Raw genomic sequence first — 20,481 nt, 5'->3', positions numbered from 1 at the left:
ACAATTAACACTTAAAAATTAAACTTTTGAATATGAAAAATCTTAGCAGATTATTGTTCGCTATGTTGCTTGTACTTGGTTATAGCAACGCTAATGCGCAAGACCAAAACAACCCATGGCAAATTACTATTGGGGTAAACGCAGTTGATGCTTATCCTTCTGGTGATGGTGGCCTATTTAGTGACTCTTTCGGTAACGAAATCTTTAACGCAACCGATCACTGGAACATTTTACCTTCTTTATCAACTATCTCTGTCTCTAAATATTTAAGTGATGGTTTTTCTTTTGGATTAACTGGATCTTTAAATAAAATTGAAAAATGGGGAGATATTAGTCGTGAACCGGAGGTAACTAATACTGTATCTGATTGGTCATACTACGGACTTGATGGTACTATTAAATATAACTTCTTAGAAAACAAAACTTTAGATCCTTTTGTAGGTCTAGGTGGTGGTTACACTTGGATTAATGAAATTGGAGCAGGTACTTTAAATGGTACTGTAGGTTTAAACGTATGGTTAAGCGAAAATATTGGTTTAACTCTTCAAACTGGATACAAACATGCATTTGAAGATTACTTAAACTCTCATTTCCAACATACTGCAGGTATTTCTATCAAATTTGGTGGAACTGATACTGATGGTGATGGAATATATGACAAAGATGATGCTTGTCCAGATGTTGCTGGTTTAGAAGCATTCAACGGTTGTCCTGATACTGACGGTGACGGAATTGAAGACAGTAAAGATGATTGTCCTAACGAAGCTGGTTTAGCTGAGCTTAACGGATGTCCTGATACTGACGGTGATGGAATTGCTGATAATAAAGATAACTGTCCTACAGTTGCTGGTTTAAAAGCTTTAAACGGTTGTCCTGATGCTGATGGTGATGGTGTAACTGATGCTGATGATGCTTGTCCTAATGAAGCAGGACCTTCTGCAAACAAAGGATGTCCTTGGGCTGATAAAGACGGTGACGGTGTATTAGACAAAGATGACAAATGTCCAGAAGTAAAAGGAACTGTTGCTAACAATGGTTGTCCTGAAGTTACTGAAACTGTTCAAAAACAATTAAATGAGTATGCTAAAACAATCTTATTTGATACTGGTAAATCTTCAATCAAAGCACAGTCTGCTTCTGTATTAGCTGATATTATCGGAATTCTTAAAGAATACCCAACAGCTAAATTTACAGTTGAAGGTCATACTGATAGTGTAGGTAGCGAAAGCTTAAATCAAAGATTATCAGATTCTAGAGCTAATTCTGTTAAAGAATACTTAGTTGAAAATGGTATCGATGCATTTAGACTTTCTTCACTAGGATATGGAGAATCTAGTCCAATAGATACTAACAATACTAGAGCTGGTAGAGCTAACAACAGACGTGTAGAAATTAACTTAGCAAAATAAGCTAATTAAATTTTAAATAAATAAGTTTATAAAAAAACGCTTCGGATATCCGAAGCGTTTTTTATTTTTAGGCTATGATAACTTTCATTCACGAAGTCCTAGAAGATTTACAAAACCATGATGAAAATCTTTCCGATTTAATCTTTGTTTTACCAAGCAAAAGAGCTGGACTCTTTTTAAAAAACCAACTCTCTGAAGTTGTAAATAAAACCATTTTTGCTCCAGAAATATTAAGTATTGAAGAGTTTGTGCAAGAACTATCACAAATTAAATCTACCTCTAACACAGAACTTCTATTTGAGTTTTATACTACATACACTCAATTAACGGAAAAAAAAAATGAAGATTCCTTTGAATCCTTCTCAAAGTGGGCGCAAATATTACTTCAAGATTTTAATGAAATTGACCGTTATTTAATTCCTCAAGAAAAGATTTTCAACTATTTAGGCGCTATTCAAGATATAAAACATTGGTCGTTAGAAGAAAACAAAACCACCTTTGTAAAAAACTATCTCACTTTTTGGAATAAACTTTTCAACTACTACACCCATTTTTCAAATCATCTTAAAAACAAGGGTATTGGTTATCAAGGTTTGATATACAGGGAAGCTGTAGAAAATTTGGACTCGTATATTCAAAACAATATTAATAAAAAACATGTGTTTGTTGGTTTTAATGCCCTTAATACTTCTGAAGAAACCATTATTCAAGAATTACTAAAAAATAATATTGCCAAAATTTATTGGGATATTGATGCGGTTTTTATGAATAATCAAAAACATGATGCTGCATTATTCTCTAGGCAGCATCTCAAAAATTGGAAGTATTTTAAAACCAATCCTTTTAATTGGATAACTGAAAATTATTCAAAAGAAAAAAACATATCAGCCATTGGCATTCCTAAAAACATAGGTCAAGCAAAATATATCGGCTCCCTTTTAAATAATTTACAAAAAAACAATGATTCATTAAATAGTACAGCTGTGGTTTTAGGCGACGAGAATCTATTAATCCCCGTACTTAACTCAATACCAAATTCCATCCATGCGTTAAACATCACTATGGGGTTTCCCTTAAAAACAATCCCATTAGCTTCCTTGTTTGATTCACTATTTCAGCTTCACAAAACCAATTCAACTTCTTTTTACTATAAAGATGTTGTAAATATTATTTCACATCAGTTTATAAGGCCATTATTAAGCATTGAGGGAATTGATTATTCGTCAAAAATTATTGAAACCATTGATAAAAATAATTTGGTTTTTTTAACTAATGATCGACTATCTAAAATTGCGGAAAAAGCAAGTGATATTTTAACCTTATTATTTACTGGTTGGCAAAACTCTATAGTCTTAGCCTTGGGGAAATGTTCAAAGCTCATCATAGCAATTAAAATATCACTTGATAAAAACAAGACCTCAAATTTATTAGCATTGGAATATGTATTCCGTTTTAATGAGCTGTTTAATGAACTTTCTAGATTAAACTTAGAGCATAGCCATATTAAAGATATTTCGGCCTTATATAGTATTTATAAGGAGCTTTTAAGTAGTGAAACACTCGATTTTCAAGGAGAACCACTTCAAGGTTTACAAATTATGGGTATGTTGGAATCTCGTGTATTAGATTTTGAAACCGTTATCATTTCATCTGTAAACGAAGGCATATTACCTGCGGGAAAAAGCAATAACTCTTTTATTCCCTTTGATGTAAAATTAGAAAACAATTTACCCACTTATAAGGAAAAAGATGCCGTATATACATATCACTTTTACAGACTTTTACAACGCGCAAAAAATGTTTACATCATATATAATACGGAAGCTGATGTTTTAACTGGGGGAGAAAAAAGCAGATTTATTACCCAATTAGAACTTGAAGGCATTCATAAATTGAATTATCAAACAATTGTACCCCAAGTTCCAACTATTGAAGCCTCTTTTAATATTGTAAAAAAAACTGAAGATTTACAACAACAAATCATTAAAATGGCAGGCGAAGGGTTTTCCCCGTCGTCATTAACAAACTATATCAGGAATCCCATTGATTTCTATTATCAGAAAATTTTAAAAATTAAAGATCATGATGATGTTGAAGAAACGGTGGCTGCAAACACCCTTGGAACCGTTGTACATAATACTTTAGAAGATTTTTACAAACCATTTATTGGCGACTTTCTAACGGTTGATGGCGTTAAAAAATTAAAAGCTAAAATAGAACAGACTGTTACACATCATTTTAAAAATGAATACAAAGAAGGTGATATTACAAAGGGCAAAAACCTAATTGTATTTGAAATTGCAAAACGCTATGTGTCAAATTTTTTAGACTTAGAGATTAAGGCATTAGAAGCTGGAGATCAAATAAAAATTATTGCCATTGAAGCAAATAACGATATTAAAATCGATATCCCAGAATTGAATTTTCCAATAAGAATTAGAGGCAAAGTTGATAGAGTGGATGAATGCAATGGCATCACCCGAATAATTGATTATAAAACAGGAAACGTACAACAAAACCAAGTAGAAATTGTAAATTGGGAAGATATTAGTACCGATTATAAAAAGTATAGTAAGAGTTTTCAAGTATTGACTTATGTTTATATGATGCAGCTTGAAAAAAAGATTCAATTACCGGTTGAGGCTGGTATCATTTCATTCAAAAACCTAAAAGAAGGCTTTTTAAAATTCGCTAAAAAGGAAAGCACTTATAGCAGAAATAAAAACTCGCTAATTACCGATGAGACTTTAACTAATTTTGAAATTGAATTAAAAAAACTAATCATCGAAATTTGTAACCCAAACATTGATTTCACCGAAAAAGAAGTTTAATAAAATGATAGTTACAAAAAACATTATTGTTCCAGGAAAACACGGAAAACCAATACTTACCGATGTTTTTTATAAAGAGGACAGCCTACAAAAACCTGTTATTATATTTTGTCATGGTTACAAAGGATTTAAAGATTGGGGCGCATGGGATTTAATGGCAAAAAAGTATGCTGATGCTGGGTTCTTCTTTATAAAATTTAATTTTTCATTTAACGGAGGAACTATAGAACAACCCATTGATTTCCCGGATTTAAACGCTTTCGGGAACAACAACTACACCAAAGAATTAGATGATTTAGAAACTATTATAGATTGGATTTGTTCACTAAACGAATATAAAACAGAAGCTGATATTAATAATATAAACCTGATTGGTCATAGTCGAGCAGGTGGTATTGTTACTATTAAGGCTGAAGAAGATAATCGCATAAAAAAAGTAATTAGCCTTGCTGGAGTATGCGATTTTGGAAAAAGAACCTCAACCATTGGCGATTTGGAACAATGGAAAAAAGACGGCGTTAAATATGTTTTAAACGGCCGAACAAAACAACAAATGCCACATTTTTACCAGTTTTATGAAGACTTTATTCAAAACGAAGAAAGGCTTACTGTTAAACGTGCGGTTTCAAACTTAAATTTGCCTTATTTAATTGTTCATGGAAGTGGTGATACAAGTGTATTAGTTGAAGAAGCTAATAACCTTCACAAGTGGAATTCTAATAGTAAATTGGAAATTATTGAAGGCGCGAATCATGTTTTTGATGCTTCTCATCCGTGGGATAAAAACGAATTACCCAAAGCCTTAAATGATGCTTCAAACAACATTATTGATTTTTTAAATAACGAAACTTAGTTAATATTTAAAAAAAATGTGGAGCATATCGGATTCGAACCGATCACCTCTACGCTGCCAGCGTAGCGCTCTAGCCAAATGAGCTAATGCCCCAAATTTATTATTTCAACCCGCTCAATACTAAAACAGGTACTTTAACATAAAAATCCTTTTTAAGAATGGTATTCTTTTCCCATACTTTGTTAAAAAATCCACGTTTACGCCTTACTACACATAACATATCTGGATTATGCGATTTAAAATGTTCTAAAACACCTTGAAAAGTAGTGGCATTTTCAGTTTCTGTAATGCTATTAACAAGCGATTTTAATTCCTTATGTAGGTCAAAATCACCCTTATTATGATAAGTTGTTTTCACTAATAGTAAATTTACAACAGCCTTAAATTCATTTACTATATCTTTTAAAGGGCTCAATGCATCCTTCTTTTTTAGTATGGCAGATTTCAAGGCCATTAAAATGGTTGTGGGTCTTGAGAATTTATAACCTTCTGGAACAATAAGCGCCGGAACATCCATTTGCTTAACTATTTTACCAGATGTTTTTCCTAAATACACTTCATCTTTAATAGAATTTGTTCTTGGCTCAATTAAAACCAAATCAACTTTTGCCGCCTTACAAGCAAGCTCCAAGGTATCAATTAGTTTCCCTTTTAAAGTTTTCACAATAATTTCAACACCTTTTGGGTCTAATTGTGAAACTAAATCATCTAAAAAAGCTTTACTTTCTCGTTCAATAATTTGATCCACCTTAATCATTGTACCAGCCTTTGTATAAACATTATACACTTGTACTACAAAAATTTTTGCACCAAAAGCCTGCGCAAAATCTACAGCATACTGTAAATGACTCAATGCATTTTTTGACGATCCAACGGGAACTAAAATATTCTTCATACCTAATAAATTTAAAAAACTAAATTTACAATAAATTTGAAGCAAAAGTAAAACATTTAAATGATTCGTAAAGGAACCTTATCAGATATCAGCAAATTAATAGAACTCACTAAAGCTTGTGCTGAAAATATGATAGCGAAAAATATTTTTCAATGGAATGAATTCTATCCAAACAAAAAAGCCTTTGAAAAAGATGTTGAAAGAAATGAGTTGTATGTCCTCGAGATAGACCAAACAATGATTGGTTGTATTGCCATTTCAACTTTAATAGGTGAGGAATATATTCCTGTAAAATGGCTAACTCACAATAAAAACAACATATACATTCATCGATTAGCCGTTCATCCAGGCTTTCAAGGAAAAGGCTATGCACAACAATTAATGACATTTGCCGAAAATTTTGCTAGAGAAAACCATTTCGCATCCGTACGATTAGACACTTTTTCGCAGAACAAAAGAAACCAAATATTTTATGAAAAACGAGGCTATAAAAAATTAGGAAACATTTTTTTTCCTAATCAAAGCGAGCATCCTTTTCATTGTTATGAACTAGTCTTGTGAATACAAATATTAGCCTTAAACATATAAACAAATTGGCTATTCCAGCATTAATTTCTGGAGTGTCCGAGCCTATTCTATCATTAACTGATGCCGCCATTGTTGGAAACATCGCTATTAATGCTACTGAATCTTTAGCTGCAGTTGGCATTGTAACCACGTTTATGTCTATGCTTATTTGGGTGTTGGGACAAACCAGAAGCGCTATTTCATCCATAGTTTCCCAATATGTTGGGGCAAATAAATTAGAAAAAATTAAAAATTTACCTGCACAAGCTATTTTCATCATTACGTCACTAAGTATTATAATAATATTTACAACCTATCCGTTTGCAAAGCCCATTTTCAAACTTTACAATGCTTCCAATTTAATTTTAGATTACAGCGTTATTTACTATAAAATTCGTGTTTTAGGATTTCCATTTACTTTATTTACTATTGCTGTTTTTGGCGCCTTTCGTGGTTTACAAAACACCTACTATCCTATGATAATTGCCATTATAGGAGCTGCCACCAATATAATTTTAGATATTATTTTGGTTTACGGCATCCAAGGTTATTTGGAGCCTATGAATATTGAAGGCGCCGCTTATGCCAGCGTTATTGCCCAAATTTTAATGGCAGGATTCTCGGCCTATTTTCTTCTTAAAAAAACAAAAATTCCATTAAAACCAAGTTTCCCTTTCAATCCAGAAATAAAACGATTTCTTTTAATGATTCTAAACCTTTTTATAAGAACTATAGCTTTAAACGTAACACTCTATTACGCCAGCGCATTTGCCACCAGTTATGGCGCCGAATATATTGCCGCATACACCATAGCTATTAACTTATGGTTTTTAGGCGCTTTTATTGTTGATGGTTACGCTAGCGCAGGAAACATATTATCAGGCAAATTGTATGGCAAGAAAGCGTATTCAACCTTAATCACATTAAGTAATAAACTTATAAAATACGGCATTGCTATCGGCATTATACTAGGATTAATTGGTGCCATATTTTATTATCCAATCGGGCGTGTTTTCACTAAAGAACCAGAAGTTTTAAAAGCTTTTTATAATGTATTCTGGATCGTTCTGGCCATGCAACCACTCTGCACGTTAGCCTTTATTTTCGATGGTATTTTTAAAGGTCTTGGCAAAATGAAATATTTACGAAACGTCCTTCTATTTTCAACCTTCCTCATTTTCATACCCATACTCTTTTGGCTAGACAGCTTGGGTTATAAGCTATACGCTATTTTCATTGCACTTACATTCTGGATTGTAGCACGCGGTATTCCACTTATCATAAAATTCAGAAAAATATTTATGCCACTTGCACAAAACAATTAACTTTGCAAAAAAGTACAACTAATATTTATGACTCTATTTATTGCTTTACTTCAGCAAGTAGATATTGAAGAAAAAATTAAAAGCGCACCAGACAAAGGTTACGAAATTGGTATTTTTATCGGTTCCATGTTACCTTTTGTAATACTTGTGGCGCTTGCTTATTTAGTATACCGATATAACAAAAAAAGAAACAATTAAAAAAGCATTATGGATATCATGTCATTCCTTAGCGGAAACGGATTATTTTTAATATTAGGGTTAGTATTAATCATCGTTTACTTTGTAAATAAAAGAAAAAGAAGATAATGGGAAACAACATTCGCATCACCAAACAATTCTCTTTCGAAACCGGTCATGCTCTTTACGGCTACGACGGAAAATGCAAAAACGTTCACGGTCACAGCTACAAACTCTCAGTTACCGTTTTTGGCAAACCTATAACAGATTCAACCAACGTAAAATATGGGATGGTTATAGACTTTGGCGACTTAAAAAACATTGTAAAAGAAGAAATTGTAAATGTGTTCGATCACGCCACCGTTTTCAACAAAAACACGCCACATGTAGAGTTAGCAAAAGAATTACAAGACCGCGGACACAATGTGTTATTGGTTGATTATCAGCCAACAAGCGAAATGATGGTTTTAGATTTCGCTAAAAAAATTAAAAAACGGTTACCAAATCACATCAAATTACACTCCCTAAAATTACAAGAAACCGATACCTCTTTTGCCGAGTGGTACGATTACGATAATAATTAGGGCGCCTACCTGTCGGCAGGCAGCTTACCAGAAAAGGGTCGGGCTTTATTCGTTGATTTCTATTTTAAATTAATGAACTCATGAATATAAATATTTCGGTAGTCTCTTTTTTGTGTTGCATACCTGCCTGCCGGCAGGCAGGGGTGCAACAACACAAAATGAGCTTCAACAATACCTCAATCCCTAACGCAAAAACAGTAGGCAGTTGTCAGGCTTCAATAGGCAGTCCTAAATTAGTTAGCAACAAAAGATCCTATACATTTCTTATTTGTGATAATTCGTGAAATTCGTATCAAAAAACTATATTTACAATATGCAAATCCCGAAAGGAAAAAAAATATACTTCGCCTCAGATAATCATTTAGGCGCACCAACCAAAGAAGCCTCTTTTCCTCGCGAAAAGAAATTTGTGGCTTGGCTTGACGAAATAAAACACGACGCTGCTGCTATTTTCCTTTTAGGCGATTTATTCGATTTTTGGATGGAATTTAAAACCGTAGTTCCAAAAGGATTCACCAGAACGCTTGGTAAACTTGCTGAAATTTCAGATTCCGGAATTCCTATTTACTATTTTGTTGGTAATCATGATTTATGGATGAATGGCTATTTTGAAGAAGAACTCAACATTCCCGTATATCACGAACCAAAAGAATTCACTTTTAACAATAAAACATTTTTTATTGGTCATGGTGATGGTTTAGGCCCAGGCGACAAAGGGTACAAACGCATGAAAAAAGTGTTTACAAATCCCTTTTGTAAATGGTTATTCCGTTGGCTACACCCCGATTTAGGCGTTCGTATGGCGCAACATTTATCAGTTAAAAACAAACTTATTTCTGGCGATGATGATGCTACGTTTCTTGGAGAAGACAATGAATGGCTCGTACAATATTGCAAACGCAAACTTGAAGACAAGCATCGCGATTTTTTCGTGTTTGGCCACAGACACTTACCGCTAAATATAAACCTCAACGAAAACTCAAAATACATTAATCTAGGCGATTGGATTCAGTATTATACTTATGGTGTTTTTGATGGTGAAAATTTAGAATTAAAAGAATATTAATTTTCTTTCTCATTTTCTTCCATATCGGCTCTTAAATCCAAATCTCTTAGTACAGGATTTTTTAAACCAATAGCAAAAACAGTAAGCAGGGTCATACTTCCACCAAAAACTACTGCTGCTACAGGCCCTATTAATTTGGCAGCTAAACCACTTTCAAAAGCACCTAACTCGTTGGAAGACCCAACAAACATAGAGTTTACTGAAGATACTCGACCACGCATATCATCAGGCGTTTTTAATTGTAATATGGTTTGGCGGATAATCATAGAAATACCATCGGCAGCTCCACTAATAAATAACATTAAAACGCTTACCCAAAAGATATTTGATAATCCAAAACCAATAATACTCACGCCAAAAATGAATATGGAAATAAGTAGCTTTTTACCTGTATTTCTACTTATTGGAATATAGGTTGTGACAAACATAGTAACAATGCTTCCCATAGATATGGATGCGTTTAAAATACCAAAACCTTCGCTACCAACCTCTAAAATATCTTGTGCAAAAATAGCTAGAATAGCAATGGTTCCACCAAATAAAACCGCAATCATATCTAAAGTTAAAGCGCCTAAAATAGCTTTGTTTTGAAACACAAACCGAATACCAACCTTTAAACTCTCTTTTACGGGTTCCCCAATTTTTTTGTTTAAAATAGGTTTCTTTTTAATTAGAAAAACTAAACCAAATGATATGACAACTAAAATAAAAACGACACATAACGTATAATCAACACCTATCCAACTAATAAAAAACCCACCAAATAAAGCACCCAAAACTGCAGCTGTTTTCCAAGTACTTGTACTCCATGTTGCTGCGTTTGGATATATTTTTTTAGGCACAATTAAAGCCACCAAAGAAAATATTATTGGCCCAAAAAAGGAGCGCAAAAAACCTCCAAAAAACACCAATGCATAAATAGAATATAGAATAGTATTTGTTGACCAATTACCAAGTACCTCTTCTGTTGTTAATAAAAAAAGTCCTAAACTAATTAGAGAAAAAGCAGCAATACAAATAGCAAATAGGTTTCGTTTTTCTCTTTGATCTACAATATGACCTGCAAAAAGAGCCATGGTAAACGCTGGAATGATTTCCATAAGACCAATAATTCCTAATGAAAGTGGATCTTTAGTAATGCTATAAACTTGCCATTCAATAACAATAAATTGCATAGACCAGCCAAACACTAAAAACAATCGCAATAATAAAAAAATGTTGAACTCTTTAATTCGTAAGGCTGCGTAAGGATCGGTTTTTGCCATAATTTAAATGGTGCCTACTTTTGTTTTTTTAAATCTCTTAATTTTAATTGTAAATTCACACTACCTCGCCACTCGTTTTCATCAATAGAATAAACTGCCTTAAATACTTTCCCTTCAGAAATTTTATCAAATTTATCACCCATTCCAAAACCTATGCCTACCATTCTGCTTGCAGAATCCGGTTGCGTAGCTGTTAATCGCAAATGTGTTTTATCTCCACCAACGCATTTTCCGTAACCAGTATCAACTAAATTTTCAGTTAAAAAAACAGGTGTCATATTACTTGGTCCGTAAGGTGCAAACTGTTTTAATATTCTGTAAAACTTTGGCGTAATATCTTTTAAATCAATTTGCACATCAATTTTAATTTCTGGTGTCAGCAAATTTCTATCAATCGTTTTAGACACCTCTTCTTCAAAGGCCTGCTTAAATGCTTCGTAGTTTTCTTCTTCAAGGGTTAAACCTGCGGCATATTTATGTCCGCCAAATTGCTCTAAATGTTCTTGACAATTTTCTAAGGCATTATAAATATCAAAATCTCTAACTGAGCGTGCAGAAGCGGCTAATTTATTTCCGCTTTTTGTAAATACTAGTGTTGGTCTATAATAAGTTTCAGTTAATCTAGAAGCTACAATACCAATTACGCCTTTATGCCAATCTTTATCATAAACAACCGTAGTAAGTCTATGCTGTTCGTTATTATCTTCAATTTGTTTAAGCGCTTCTTCCGTAATTCGCTTATCAGTTTCGCGCCTATCTAGGTTATAATCGTTAATTTCTGTAGCATACTTTTGTGCCATGTCTGGCTCTTCTTCCGTTAACAAAGTAACTGCATAATTACCATGCTTCATGCGGCCAGCAGCATTTATTCTTGGTGCTACAATAAAAACAACATCCGTTATGGTTAACTCTGTTTTTTCAACCTGGTCTAAAATGGCTTGAATACCAGATCTTGGGTTCGTGTTAATAACCATCAAACCAAAATAAGCTAACACTCTATTTTCGCCATTTATAGGCACTATATCTGCCCCAATTGCTGTTGCTACTAAATCTAAATACTCCGTTAAATCTTCGGCTGTTTTTCCTTCTTTTGATGCTAAGGCTTGCACTAGTTTAAAGCCTACTCCACACCCACATAATTCTTTAAACGGATATTCACAATCATCTTGTTTAGGGTCTAAAACTGCGGCGGCTTTTGGAATTTCATCGCCTGGTCTGTGATGATCGCAAATAATAAAATCGATACCTAGTTTTTTGGCATGTTCAACCTTTTCAACAGATTTTATTCCACAATCTAAGGCAATTATAAGGGAAAAATCATTTTCTAAAGCAAAGTTTATGCCTTTGTAGGAAATTCCATAGCCCTCGTCATATCTGTTAGGAATATAGGTGTAAACTAAATTAGTTTTCGTTTTAAGGTAAGAGGACATTAATGCCACAGAGGTTGTGCCATCCACGTCATAATCGCCATAAACAAGAATGTTTTCTTTATTAGCAATAGCTTTTTCAATACGTGCTACTGCTTTGTCCATATCTTTCATTAAGAAAGGATCGTGCAATTCATCTAAACTAGGCCTAAAAAAAGATTTAGCATCTTCAAACGACTCTATACCTCTTTGCACCAGCATGGTAGCAATTATAGAATCTACTTGAAGTGCTTTTTGCAAAGCTTTAACCTTATCTTCTTTAGGTTTAGGTTTTAATGTCCAACGCATTGAGAGGCTGTGAGAGTTTTAAATAAAAAATTCAACGTAATTTGTTTCCCTTTATTTTCTATGAAAATGTGTTTCGACACTAAGGTCTGAAAACTGACGAAACATTTCCATAACACCACAATATTTTTCAATAGATAAATCAACAGCTCTTTGGAGTTTCTTTTCATTTAAATCGTCACCATAAAAATGGAAATGCATCCCTACTTTATCATAATATTTAGGATGTTCTTCGGTTAAATTAGCTTCAATATCTATTTTAAAAGTATCTACTTCCAACTTCATCTTCTTTATTAAAGCCGCAACATCAAGGCCTGAACAACCAGCCAAACTTGACAGCATTAATGCTTTAGGTCTGTAACCTTCACCTTTGCCACCATTTTCTTCGCCTGCATCAATAAATAAACTATGACCTGATGGATTTGTGCTTTCAAACCTCATATTTCCTAACCATTTTGTAGTAACTTCTACTGCCATTTCTAAACTATTTTTCGTTTCTTGTGGTTAAATTTTTTTGTTAAATCGGTCACAAGTGACATCTTTAATAATCTTATAATAAAAATAAATTTATTTTTTGATATTTCTTGTAAGTATCAAAAATACTACAAAAAAACAAAATATGCCTTTAGTAACACCATTATCTGCCGACCACGATATAGAAACCAAAAAACTTGCTGAATTTTTTAATGAAACCCTAGGGTTTTGTCCTAATTCGGTTTTAACCATGCAACGCAGGCCAGCAATTAGTAAGGCCTTTATTAATTTGAATAAAGCAGTTATGGCAAATGAAGGCAGGGTAACCTCAGCTTTAAAACGCATGATTGCTTGGGTGTCTAGCAACTCCACCGGATGTAGATATTGTCAAGCACATGCAATAAGAGCTGCTGAACGTTATGGCGCAGAGCAAGAACAACTTGATAATATTTGGGAATACCGAACACATCCTGCTTTTAGTGAAGCGGAACGTGCTGCATTAGATTTCTCTTTACAAGCTAGCCAAGTACCAAATGGCGTTGATGAAACGATTAAAAAACGTTTATACGAACATTGGGATGAAGGTGAAATTGTTGAAATGCTTGGTGTTATTTCTCTTTTTGGATATTTGAATAGATGGAATGATAGTATGGGAACTTCAATTGAAGGTGGCGCTGTAGAAAGTGGTGAGCAATATTTAGGAAAACATGGTTGGGAAAAGGGGAAACATTTGTAATTCCTGCGAAGGCATGAATCTAAAGGTACGAATGTCTATTTTTCGATTAATGGTGTGCCATCAAAACTCAAGCCATCAAATCCAGTATTCATAAAGTTTCTAATATTTTGGTGTCCTGTTCCCTTTGGGTCTTTTAAAACCTCATCAAAATAATATTGACCAAAACAAGCCAAGGTTTCTTCTTTTGAAAACCCTTGTGCTTTTGCAAAAGCAAATAATTTACATGACCCTGAGTTTTGACCTTCTGCATTTTCTAGAATTCCGTTCTTAAAGGCTGTTGGTGTGAAATTATAATTTTCATCGATAACACTCGTGGTTTCAGAAAACGCAATGGCTGTTGGGTTTTCTTTTAATTTTTTCTTGAATGATTCTATATTCATTTTTATATTTTAATGCTACTTAGTCTTTCCACCAACCACAACAACAATCTCGCCCTTTGGTGGTTTGTTTGTGTAGTAATCTAATACTTCTTTGGCGTTGCCGCGAATGGTTTCTTCGTAAAGTTTAGTTAATTCTCTGGATACGGAAAGGGGTCTATCATCACCAAAATACTCGCAAAAATGCCCTAGGGTTTTTATTAGTTTATGTGGACTTTCATAAAAAATCATGGTTCTTGTTTCTTCGGCTAACAATAATAATCTTGTTTGACGTCCTTTTTTTACTGGTAAAAACCCTTCAAACACGAACTTATCGTTTGGCAAACCTGAATTTACAAGTGCTGGGACAAATGCGGTTGCTCCGGGTAAACAATCCACCTCAATATTATTTTCTATACAAGCACGGGTTAGCAGAAATCCAGGATCTGATATGGCGGGTGTTCCCGCATCGCTAATGAGAGCGACTATAGTTCCGCTTTTTAGTTTTTGAATAATGTTTTCAACCGTTTTATGCTCATTATGCATATGATGCGATTGCATATGCGTCGAAATCTCATAGTGTTTTAAGAGTTTTCCTGAGGTTCTGGTGTCTTCTGCCAGAATTAAATTAACTTTTTTTAAAACTTCTATGGCTCTGAATGTGATGTCTTTTAAATTTCCAATGGGAGTTGGAACTATGTATAATTTACTCATTTTTATGATTGCGATTCAAATGGAGATTCTTCTAATTTTAGATTCCCGAGTTCGCGGGAATAACAATTTCAAAAGAAACCTCGATAAAACATCGAGGAGATTTTTCAATTAAACTTGGCTTCTATAATTTGCATAAAACGCGCTTCAAACTCTTCCTTATCTGCCCAATTATTATAATCTGGTTTTACCATGTTTACAATAAAATTTTTGGCATTAGTGATATTTGCAAAGGTGCTTAATTGCGATATTACACGATCATAATCTTCGCTTTTGCCATCAAATAAATGCTTGATAAAAGCTATTTTATCATTTAGCCCTATGTTTAATCCGCCATTTTTAAGCTTATCATTCAAAGATGTTTTTCCATTGGCAACATGGTTTTGTGATTTAGAAACAGGTTCAAAAACTGGAATATCTTCAAACCCGGCAGTTATATCTTCTAAATTATGTCGTTTTATAATGGCTTTCGGGGTAATATCTTCAATATCAGGTTCAATCTCATCAGTTTCCTCTGGCATGTGTGCCACCATATCTTTAATTTTATTCATTACAGGCTCCATAATATCGTCCTGTTCAACTTCATCAAGGTTTATATATATTTTATCTTCAACCTCAATATTGTCGCTTACTTTATTATTAAAAGCACTATCTAGCATATCAAAAAATGAAGAATCATTACCAATGGTTGGCAAATCGCCTTCAAAATTTTGGTTAGCAAATTTCAAAACAGAAAGGGTTTCATAAAGCGCAGAAACTTCGGCATGCATTTTAATAACATCTTCCTTACCCTTTAATTTAAGAATTCTATGTGCTATACTCACAAGTTCAGACTCCAGCTTCTTCTTCATTGTTTATAAATTTTAAATTATTGCACTTTAGGTTTTTGTTTTTTAATAAATTTACGCCACCTTTATACAAACTAATAATCACTTGATTTTAGTGTTAAAATTACGAAATGTTTCTTGAAAATACAGTAAATCATAAAGAACAATTTGGATGGATAGAAGTTATCTGTGGCTCCATGTTTTCTGGAAAAACCGAAGAACTTATCCGGAGGCTAAGGCGTGCGCAGTTTGCTAGACAAAAAGTTGAGATTTTTAAACCTGCCATTGATGTGCGTTATAATGAAGATATGGTGGTCTCTCATGATGCTAACGAAATACGTTCAACGCCCGTTCCTGCAGCTGCTAATATTCCAATTTTAGCTGATGGTTGTGATGTGGTTGGCATTGATGAAGCCCAGTTTTTTGATGACGAAATTGTACGTGTTTGTAATGATTTAGCAAATAAAGGCGTTCGTGTAATTGTTGCTGGATTAGATATGGATTTTAAAGGCAATCCTTTTGGCCCGATGCCAAACTTAATGGCAACCGCAGAGTATGTAACTAAAGTACACGCTGTTTGTACGAGAACTGGGAATTTAGCCCAATATAGTTACAGAAAAAACCAAAATGAAAACCTCGTTTTACTTGGTGAAGTTAATGAATATGAGCCATTAAGTAGAGCTGCCTATTATAAGGCCATGCTTCGTGATAAGGTTAGAAACATGAAGGTTACGGAAGCGGAAGTAGTCAACATAAAACCTAAAAATAGCGATGCCTAAAGCACAAGAAACTGTGCTTGAAATTAATTTAAAGGCACTTAAACATAATTTTGAATATTTAAAATCCAAACTTCAACCCAACACCAAATTTTTGGCTGTTGTAAAAGCTTTTGCTTATGGAAGTGATGCTTGTGAAATTGCAAATTATTTGCAAAATTTAAATGCTGATTATTTTGCCATTGCTTACATTAATGAGGGCATTACACTCCGTAAAGCAGGAATAACGAAACCTATTTTGGTTTTACATCCACAACCTGTAAATTTCAAACTACTTATTGAGTATTGTTTAGAGCCAAGTATTTATAACTCTAAAATATTGAAGGACTTTATTACCATCGCTTCCGCGGAAAAACAAACCCAATACCCAATTCATATAAAATTTAATACAGGTTTAAACCGATTGGGGTTTTCAGAAAACGACATTGAAGCTATAATCTCTAAATTAAATGAAACTGAAACCGTTAAAGTAAAATCTATTTTCTCTCATTTAGCGGCAAGTGAAGATTTGAATGAAAAGAAATTTACGTTAAACCAAATTGAAACATTTAAAAAAATTGTCAAAAATTTTAATACCCAAATTGGTTACCAACCTATAATACATATCTGTAATACTTCGGGCGTTTTAAATTATCCCGAAGCTCATTTTGATATGGTTCGTTGTGGTATTGGCTTATATGGTTTTGGAAATTCTGAAAAAGAAAATCAACATTTAAAACCTATTGGGACTTTAAAAACAATAATATCGCAAATTCATACTATAAAAAAAGGTGAATCGGTTGGCTACAATCGCGCTTTTAAAAGTGGTGAATTAATTAAAACCGCCACGCTCCCAATTGGCCATGCTGATGGTATTGGCAGACAATACGGTAATGGTAAAGGCTTTGTAACCATAAATGGAGAAAAAGCACCTATTATAGGTAATGTTTGTATGGATATGATCATGGTAAACATTACAAATATTGATTGTAATGAAGGTGATGAAGTCATTGTTTTTGGAAAAAATCCAACGGCAGAAAATATAGCCGCAACAGTCAAAACTATTTCTTACGAGCTGATAACTTCTATTTCTCAACGTGTAAAACGAGTTTTTGTAGGTATTAGTCTTTAATTTCGGAAATGTGACTTTTTTGATTATCTTGGTCTAACTAATGTATAACCATTAAAATAAAACAAAAATGTTAAAAGAGTTTAAAGATTTTATTATGACCGGCAATGTAATCGATTTTGCCGTTGCAGTAATTATGGCAGGAGCACTAGGCGCTGTTATTAAAGGATTTGTAGATAATATAGCAATGCCTTTTGTAGGTTATTTTACCGGTGGCGTGAGTTTTGAAGACCTACACGTGGCTATGGACGGACTAGATTATACCACGCTTGCTGCTGCAAAAGAGGCTGGTGGAGCTGTAATTGCTTACGGTGCCTGGATTAACACTATTATTAACTTAATAATTGTTGGTTTAGTTATGTTTATGATTGTAAAAGCATATAATAAAACTAAAAAACCTGTTGAAGAAGCTCCTGCAGCTCCTGCTGGACCTTCTCAAGAAGATTTACTTGCTGAAATTAGAGATTTACTTAAAAAATAACAACTTGTTAATTAAATAACAACCTGTTATTTCTTGTTAAAAAGCCCTTGTTTTTATAAAATGAGGGCTTTTTTTAGTTTCTAAAATGTAATTAATACTTAGTTTTGTCCCACAAAATTTATTAAATCTATAATCAGATGAGAGTAGCTGTAGTTGGTGCAACTGGAATGGTTGGCGAAGTAATGTTAAAAGTTCTTGCAGAACGTAATTTCCCAGTAACAGAATTAATTCCTGTTGCTTCTGAACGTTCGGTAGGCAAAACATTAACCTATAAAGGAAAAGATTATAAAGTAGTTGGTTTAGAAACCGCTGTTTCTATGAAACCAGATATTGCTTTATTTTCTGCAGGCGGAAGTACCTCATTAGAATGGGCTCCAAAATTTGCTGCTGCTGGTACAACTGTGGTTGATAATTCTTCTGCTTGGAGAATGGATCCTACTAAAAAATTAGTGGTTCCAGAAATTAATGCTAGCGAGTTAACAAAAGATGATAAAATAATTGCGAATCCTAATTGTTCTACCATCCAATTAGTAATGGCTTTAAATCCACTTCATAAAAAATATAAAATGAAACGTGTTGTGGTTTCAACATATCAATCGGTTTCTGGTACTGGTGTTAAAGCGGTGCGTCAATTAGAAAATGAAATTGCAGGCATTGAGGGCGAAATGGCTTACCCTTATCCTATCGGAAGAAATGCATTACCACATTGCGATGTTTTTGAAGATAATGGATACACCAAAGAGGAAATGAAATTAGCCAGAGAGCCGCAAAAAATTATGAACGACCGATCATTTTCTATTACAGCAACAGCGGTTAGAATTCCTACTTCTGGTGGGCATTCAGAATCTGTAAACGTGCAGTTTGAAAATGATTTCGATTTGGCCGATGTTCGTAAACTATTACATGAAACACCTGGCGTTGTAGTTCAAGATAACACCGATACAAACACTTACCCAATGCCAATTTTTGCACATGAAAAAGATGAGGTTTTTGTAGGTCGTATTCGTAGAGATGAATCGCAACCAAACACTTTAAATATGTGGATTGTTGCTGATAACCTTCGTAAAGGCGCTGCAACAAATACTATTCAAATTGCCGAATACTTAATTGCACATAAATTAGTTTAAATACGCTATTTAATAAAGTTATCATAAAGCCTCTATTTTACAGGGGCTTTTTTTTATTTTTGGTTGATTAAGTTATTTATTATTTATGAAACAAATAATCATCCTATTTCTTGGATTAATTTTATTATTGGCTTGTAAAGAAGAAAATCAGAAAACAAATACTATTGTTGTGAATTACCCAAAAACAAAAACCGTTGATACCGTTGATACTTATTTTGACACTAAAGTTAAAGATCCTTATCGTTGGTTGGAAGATGATAGAAGCACAGAAACAAAAGCTTGGGTTATAGCACAAAATAAAGCAACATTTGGGTTTTTAGATAACATCCCATATCGAATTGAGTTAAAAGAACGCTTAACAGAAATTTGGAATTACGAAAAAATAGGCGCGCCTTTTAAAGAAGGCGATTACACCTATTTTTATAAAAATAATGGACTTCAAAACCAGAATGTTCTTTATAGATATAAAACAGGAGCAGACCCTAAAACAGCATTGGTTTTTTTAGATCCTAATACATTTAAGGAAGATGGTACTGTCTCTCTTGGAGGTACAAGTTTTTCTAAAGATGGAAGCATATTAGCCTATTCAATTTCTGAGGGTGGAAGTGACTGGAGAAAGATTTTGATCATGGATACCGAAAGTAAATCTATTATTGAAGACACACTAGTCGATATTAAATTTAGCGGTATGTCTTGGTATAAAAATGAAGGTTTTTATTATTCAAGTTACGACAAACCAAAGGGTAGCGAATTATCTGCAAAAACAGATCAACACAAGGTTTATTATCATAAATTAGGAACCTCTCAGAAAGAAGATCAAGTTATTTACGGCGAAGCATCAAATGAAAAACACCGTTACATTTATGGTACCGTAACGCAAGACAATCGTTATTTGTTAATCTCCCCTAGAGTTTCAACCTCTGGAAATAAATTATTAATTAAAGACCTCACGAAACCAAACAGCAAACTCATCTCCATTATTGGCCATACTGAAAGTGATACTTACGTTATTGAAAATGTAGGCAGCACGTTATATTTAGTAACCAATTTGAAAGCGCCTAATAAAAAAATTGTTACCGTTGATGCATCAAATCCATCATCAGAAAACTGGGTTGATTTTATTCCTGAAACAGAAAACGTCCTAGTGCCTTCAAAAGGTGCCGGCTATTTCTTTACAGAATACATGGTAGATGCTGTTTCA

At 33.6% G+C, this 20,481-nt stretch carries 20 protein-coding genes, 1 tRNA gene and 1 pseudogene; 14 read left to right on the top strand and 8 right to left on the bottom strand.

The window, feature by feature from the left end; translation table 11 throughout:
• The first annotated feature begins 32 nt into the window (after positions 1-32).
• The 3 genes from WBN21_RS15370 to WBN21_RS15360 all read left to right on the top strand — a co-directional run bounded on the left by WBN21_RS15370 (position 33) and on the right by WBN21_RS15360 (position 5,093).
• Positions 33-1,409: an OmpA family protein gene (locus WBN21_RS15370; RefSeq protein ID WP_424201820.1), complete on the top strand. Its 1,377-nt coding sequence runs from the start codon at positions 33-35 to the stop codon at positions 1,407-1,409.
• 74 nt (positions 1,410-1,483) lie between these two features.
• Positions 1,484-4,240, top strand: coding sequence for a PD-(D/E)XK nuclease family protein (locus tag WBN21_RS15365; protein ID WP_424201818.1), 2,757 nt, complete (start codon positions 1,484-1,486; stop codon positions 4,238-4,240).
• Positions 4,241-4,244: 4 nt separating this feature from the next.
• Positions 4,245-5,093 (top strand): alpha/beta hydrolase family protein, encoded by an 849-nt coding sequence (locus WBN21_RS15360; RefSeq protein WP_424201816.1) that lies wholly within the window; start codon positions 4,245-4,247, stop codon positions 5,091-5,093.
• Between the two features lie 19 nt (positions 5,094-5,112).
• Here WBN21_RS15360 and WBN21_RS15355 read toward each other — a convergent pair.
• Together WBN21_RS15355 and WBN21_RS15350 are read right to left on the bottom strand one after the other, a co-directional pair.
• Positions 5,113-5,186, bottom strand: a tRNA-Ala gene (locus WBN21_RS15355).
• A gap of 7 nt (positions 5,187-5,193) precedes the next feature.
• A complete protein-coding gene (locus tag WBN21_RS15350) occupies positions 5,194-5,988 on the bottom strand; it encodes a universal stress protein (RefSeq protein ID WP_424201815.1) in 795 nt (264 codons plus the stop codon).
• A gap of 60 nt (positions 5,989-6,048) precedes the next feature.
• Between WBN21_RS15350 and WBN21_RS15345 the strand changes: the two genes are divergently transcribed.
• From WBN21_RS15345 to WBN21_RS15325, 5 genes are all read left to right on the top strand, one after another.
• Positions 6,049-6,549, top strand: coding sequence for a GNAT family N-acetyltransferase (locus WBN21_RS15345; protein WP_424201813.1), 501 nt, complete (start codon positions 6,049-6,051; stop codon positions 6,547-6,549).
• Positions 6,546-7,880: an MATE family efflux transporter gene (locus tag WBN21_RS15340; protein WP_424201811.1), complete on the top strand. Its 1,335-nt coding sequence runs from the start codon at positions 6,546-6,548 to the stop codon at positions 7,878-7,880. Before WBN21_RS15345 ends, WBN21_RS15340 begins: the two co-directional genes overlap by 4 nt.
• A gap of 27 nt (positions 7,881-7,907) precedes the next feature.
• Complete coding sequence (locus WBN21_RS15335; protein ID WP_424201809.1) at positions 7,908-8,078, top strand: hypothetical protein; 171 nt, start codon at positions 7,908-7,910, stop codon at positions 8,076-8,078.
• 107 nt (positions 8,079-8,185) lie between these two features.
• Complete coding sequence (locus WBN21_RS15330; protein ID WP_424201807.1) at positions 8,186-8,641, top strand: 6-pyruvoyl trahydropterin synthase family protein; 456 nt, start codon at positions 8,186-8,188, stop codon at positions 8,639-8,641.
• Between the two features lie 313 nt (positions 8,642-8,954).
• Positions 8,955-9,707, top strand: a complete 753-nt coding sequence (locus tag WBN21_RS15325; RefSeq protein WP_424201805.1) for a UDP-2,3-diacylglucosamine diphosphatase — start codon at positions 8,955-8,957, stop codon at positions 9,705-9,707.
• On the opposite strand, the gene WBN21_RS15320 is transcribed toward WBN21_RS15325, so the two are convergent.
• From WBN21_RS15320 to WBN21_RS15310, 3 genes are read right to left on the bottom strand one after another with little or no spacing between them, the layout of a single operon-like run.
• A complete protein-coding gene (locus WBN21_RS15320) occupies positions 9,704-10,972 on the bottom strand; it encodes an MFS transporter (protein ID WP_424201803.1) in 1,269 nt (422 codons plus the stop codon). The two genes, WBN21_RS15325 and WBN21_RS15320, sit on opposite strands and share 4 nt — an antisense overlap.
• A 14-nt stretch (positions 10,973-10,986) precedes the next feature.
• Positions 10,987-12,687 carry a single-stranded-DNA-specific exonuclease RecJ gene (recJ, locus tag WBN21_RS15315; RefSeq protein ID WP_424201801.1) on the bottom strand — a complete coding sequence of 567 codons (1,701 nt, stop codon included), beginning with the start codon at positions 12,685-12,687 and terminating at the stop codon, positions 10,987-10,989.
• A gap of 51 nt (positions 12,688-12,738) precedes the next feature.
• Complete coding sequence (locus tag WBN21_RS15310; protein ID WP_424201799.1) at positions 12,739-13,161, bottom strand: OsmC family protein; 423 nt, start codon at positions 13,159-13,161, stop codon at positions 12,739-12,741.
• 142 nt (positions 13,162-13,303) lie between these two features.
• Between WBN21_RS15310 and WBN21_RS15305 the strand changes: the two genes are divergently transcribed.
• Positions 13,304-13,894 (top strand): carboxymuconolactone decarboxylase family protein, encoded by a 591-nt coding sequence (locus tag WBN21_RS15305; RefSeq protein WP_424201797.1) that lies wholly within the window; start codon positions 13,304-13,306, stop codon positions 13,892-13,894.
• A gap of 35 nt (positions 13,895-13,929) precedes the next feature.
• Here the strand turns inward: WBN21_RS15305 and WBN21_RS15300 are convergent, their stop codons facing one another.
• From WBN21_RS15300 to WBN21_RS15290, 3 genes are all read right to left on the bottom strand, one after another.
• The gene (locus WBN21_RS15300) at positions 13,930-14,274 is read right to left on the bottom strand and encodes a HopJ type III effector protein (RefSeq protein WP_424201795.1); all 345 of its coding nucleotides are present in this window, start codon (positions 14,272-14,274) and stop codon (positions 13,930-13,932) included.
• A gap of 15 nt (positions 14,275-14,289) precedes the next feature.
• Positions 14,290-14,964 (bottom strand): 16S rRNA (cytidine(1402)-2'-O)-methyltransferase, encoded by a 675-nt coding sequence (gene rsmI, locus WBN21_RS15295; protein WP_424201793.1) that lies wholly within the window; start codon positions 14,962-14,964, stop codon positions 14,290-14,292.
• A gap of 104 nt (positions 14,965-15,068) precedes the next feature.
• A complete protein-coding gene (locus WBN21_RS15290) occupies positions 15,069-15,812 on the bottom strand; it encodes a hypothetical protein (RefSeq protein ID WP_424201791.1) in 744 nt (247 codons plus the stop codon).
• A gap of 107 nt (positions 15,813-15,919) precedes the next feature.
• Here WBN21_RS15290 and WBN21_RS15285 point away from each other — a divergent pair, with 107 nt between their 5' ends.
• The 5 genes and pseudogenes from WBN21_RS15285 to WBN21_RS15265 form a co-directional block, all read left to right on the top strand.
• Positions 15,920-16,567, top strand: a complete 648-nt coding sequence (locus tag WBN21_RS15285; protein WP_424201789.1) for a thymidine kinase — start codon at positions 15,920-15,922, stop codon at positions 16,565-16,567.
• Positions 16,560-17,675 (top strand): alanine racemase, encoded by a 1,116-nt coding sequence (gene alr / locus WBN21_RS15280; RefSeq protein WP_424201787.1) that lies wholly within the window; start codon positions 16,560-16,562, stop codon positions 17,673-17,675. The genes WBN21_RS15285 and alr overlap by 8 nt, the downstream gene beginning before the upstream one ends.
• A gap of 67 nt (positions 17,676-17,742) precedes the next feature.
• The gene (mscL, locus tag WBN21_RS15275) at positions 17,743-18,153 is read left to right on the top strand and encodes a large conductance mechanosensitive channel protein MscL (RefSeq protein ID WP_424201785.1); all 411 of its coding nucleotides are present in this window, start codon (positions 17,743-17,745) and stop codon (positions 18,151-18,153) included.
• A 137-nt stretch (positions 18,154-18,290) separates the two neighbouring features.
• Positions 18,291-19,280, top strand: coding sequence for an aspartate-semialdehyde dehydrogenase (locus WBN21_RS15270; RefSeq protein WP_424201783.1), 990 nt, complete (start codon positions 18,291-18,293; stop codon positions 19,278-19,280).
• Positions 19,281-19,365: 85 nt separating this feature from the next.
• Positions 19,366-20,481: pseudogene (locus tag WBN21_RS15265) on the top strand (S9 family peptidase); the annotation flags it as partial.

This window comes from Algibacter sp. (assembly GCF_049667265.1).
GTDB lineage: Bacteria > Bacteroidota > Bacteroidia > Flavobacteriales > Flavobacteriaceae > Algibacter_B.
This window is presented reverse-complemented; position numbering and strand designations above follow the sequence as displayed.

Bases quoted from the DNA above. Each gene is read 5' to 3' on its own strand.
- WBN21_RS15350 (WP_424201815.1), bottom strand. From the start codon at position 5,988: ATGAAGAATATTTTAGTTCCCGTTGGATCGTCAAAAAATGCATTGAGT.
- WBN21_RS15360 (WP_424201816.1), top strand. From the start codon at position 4,245: ATGATAGTTACAAAAAACATTATTGTTCCAGGAAAACACGGAAAACCA.
- WBN21_RS15285 (WP_424201789.1), top strand. From the start codon at position 15,920: ATGTTTCTTGAAAATACAGTAAATCATAAAGAACAATTTGGATGGATA.
- WBN21_RS15325 (WP_424201805.1), top strand. From the start codon at position 8,955: ATGCAAATCCCGAAAGGAAAAAAAATATACTTCGCCTCAGATAATCAT.
- WBN21_RS15335 (WP_424201809.1), top strand. From the start codon at position 7,908: ATGACTCTATTTATTGCTTTACTTCAGCAAGTAGATATTGAAGAAAAA.
- recJ (WP_424201801.1), bottom strand. From the start codon at position 12,687: ATGCGTTGGACATTAAAACCTAAACCTAAAGAAGATAAGGTTAAAGCT.
- WBN21_RS15300 (WP_424201795.1), bottom strand. From the start codon at position 14,274: ATGAATATAGAATCATTCAAGAAAAAATTAAAAGAAAACCCAACAGCC.
- mscL (WP_424201785.1), top strand. From the start codon at position 17,743: ATGTTAAAAGAGTTTAAAGATTTTATTATGACCGGCAATGTAATCGAT.
- WBN21_RS15290 (WP_424201791.1), bottom strand. From the start codon at position 15,812: ATGAAGAAGAAGCTGGAGTCTGAACTTGTGAGTATAGCACATAGAATT.
- WBN21_RS15305 (WP_424201797.1), top strand. From the start codon at position 13,304: ATGCCTTTAGTAACACCATTATCTGCCGACCACGATATAGAAACCAAA.
- WBN21_RS15270 (WP_424201783.1), top strand. From the start codon at position 18,291: ATGAGAGTAGCTGTAGTTGGTGCAACTGGAATGGTTGGCGAAGTAATG.
- WBN21_RS15370 (WP_424201820.1), top strand. From the start codon at position 33: ATGAAAAATCTTAGCAGATTATTGTTCGCTATGTTGCTTGTACTTGGT.
- WBN21_RS15310 (WP_424201799.1), bottom strand. From the start codon at position 13,161: ATGGCAGTAGAAGTTACTACAAAATGGTTAGGAAATATGAGGTTTGAA.
- WBN21_RS15365 (WP_424201818.1), top strand. From the start codon at position 1,484: ATGATAACTTTCATTCACGAAGTCCTAGAAGATTTACAAAACCATGAT.
- alr (WP_424201787.1), top strand. From the start codon at position 16,560: ATGCCTAAAGCACAAGAAACTGTGCTTGAAATTAATTTAAAGGCACTT.
- WBN21_RS15320 (WP_424201803.1), bottom strand. From the start codon at position 10,972: ATGGCAAAAACCGATCCTTACGCAGCCTTACGAATTAAAGAGTTCAAC.
- rsmI (WP_424201793.1), bottom strand. From the start codon at position 14,964: ATGAGTAAATTATACATAGTTCCAACTCCCATTGGAAATTTAAAAGAC.
- WBN21_RS15330 (WP_424201807.1), top strand. From the start codon at position 8,186: ATGGGAAACAACATTCGCATCACCAAACAATTCTCTTTCGAAACCGGT.
- WBN21_RS15345 (WP_424201813.1), top strand. From the start codon at position 6,049: ATGATTCGTAAAGGAACCTTATCAGATATCAGCAAATTAATAGAACTC.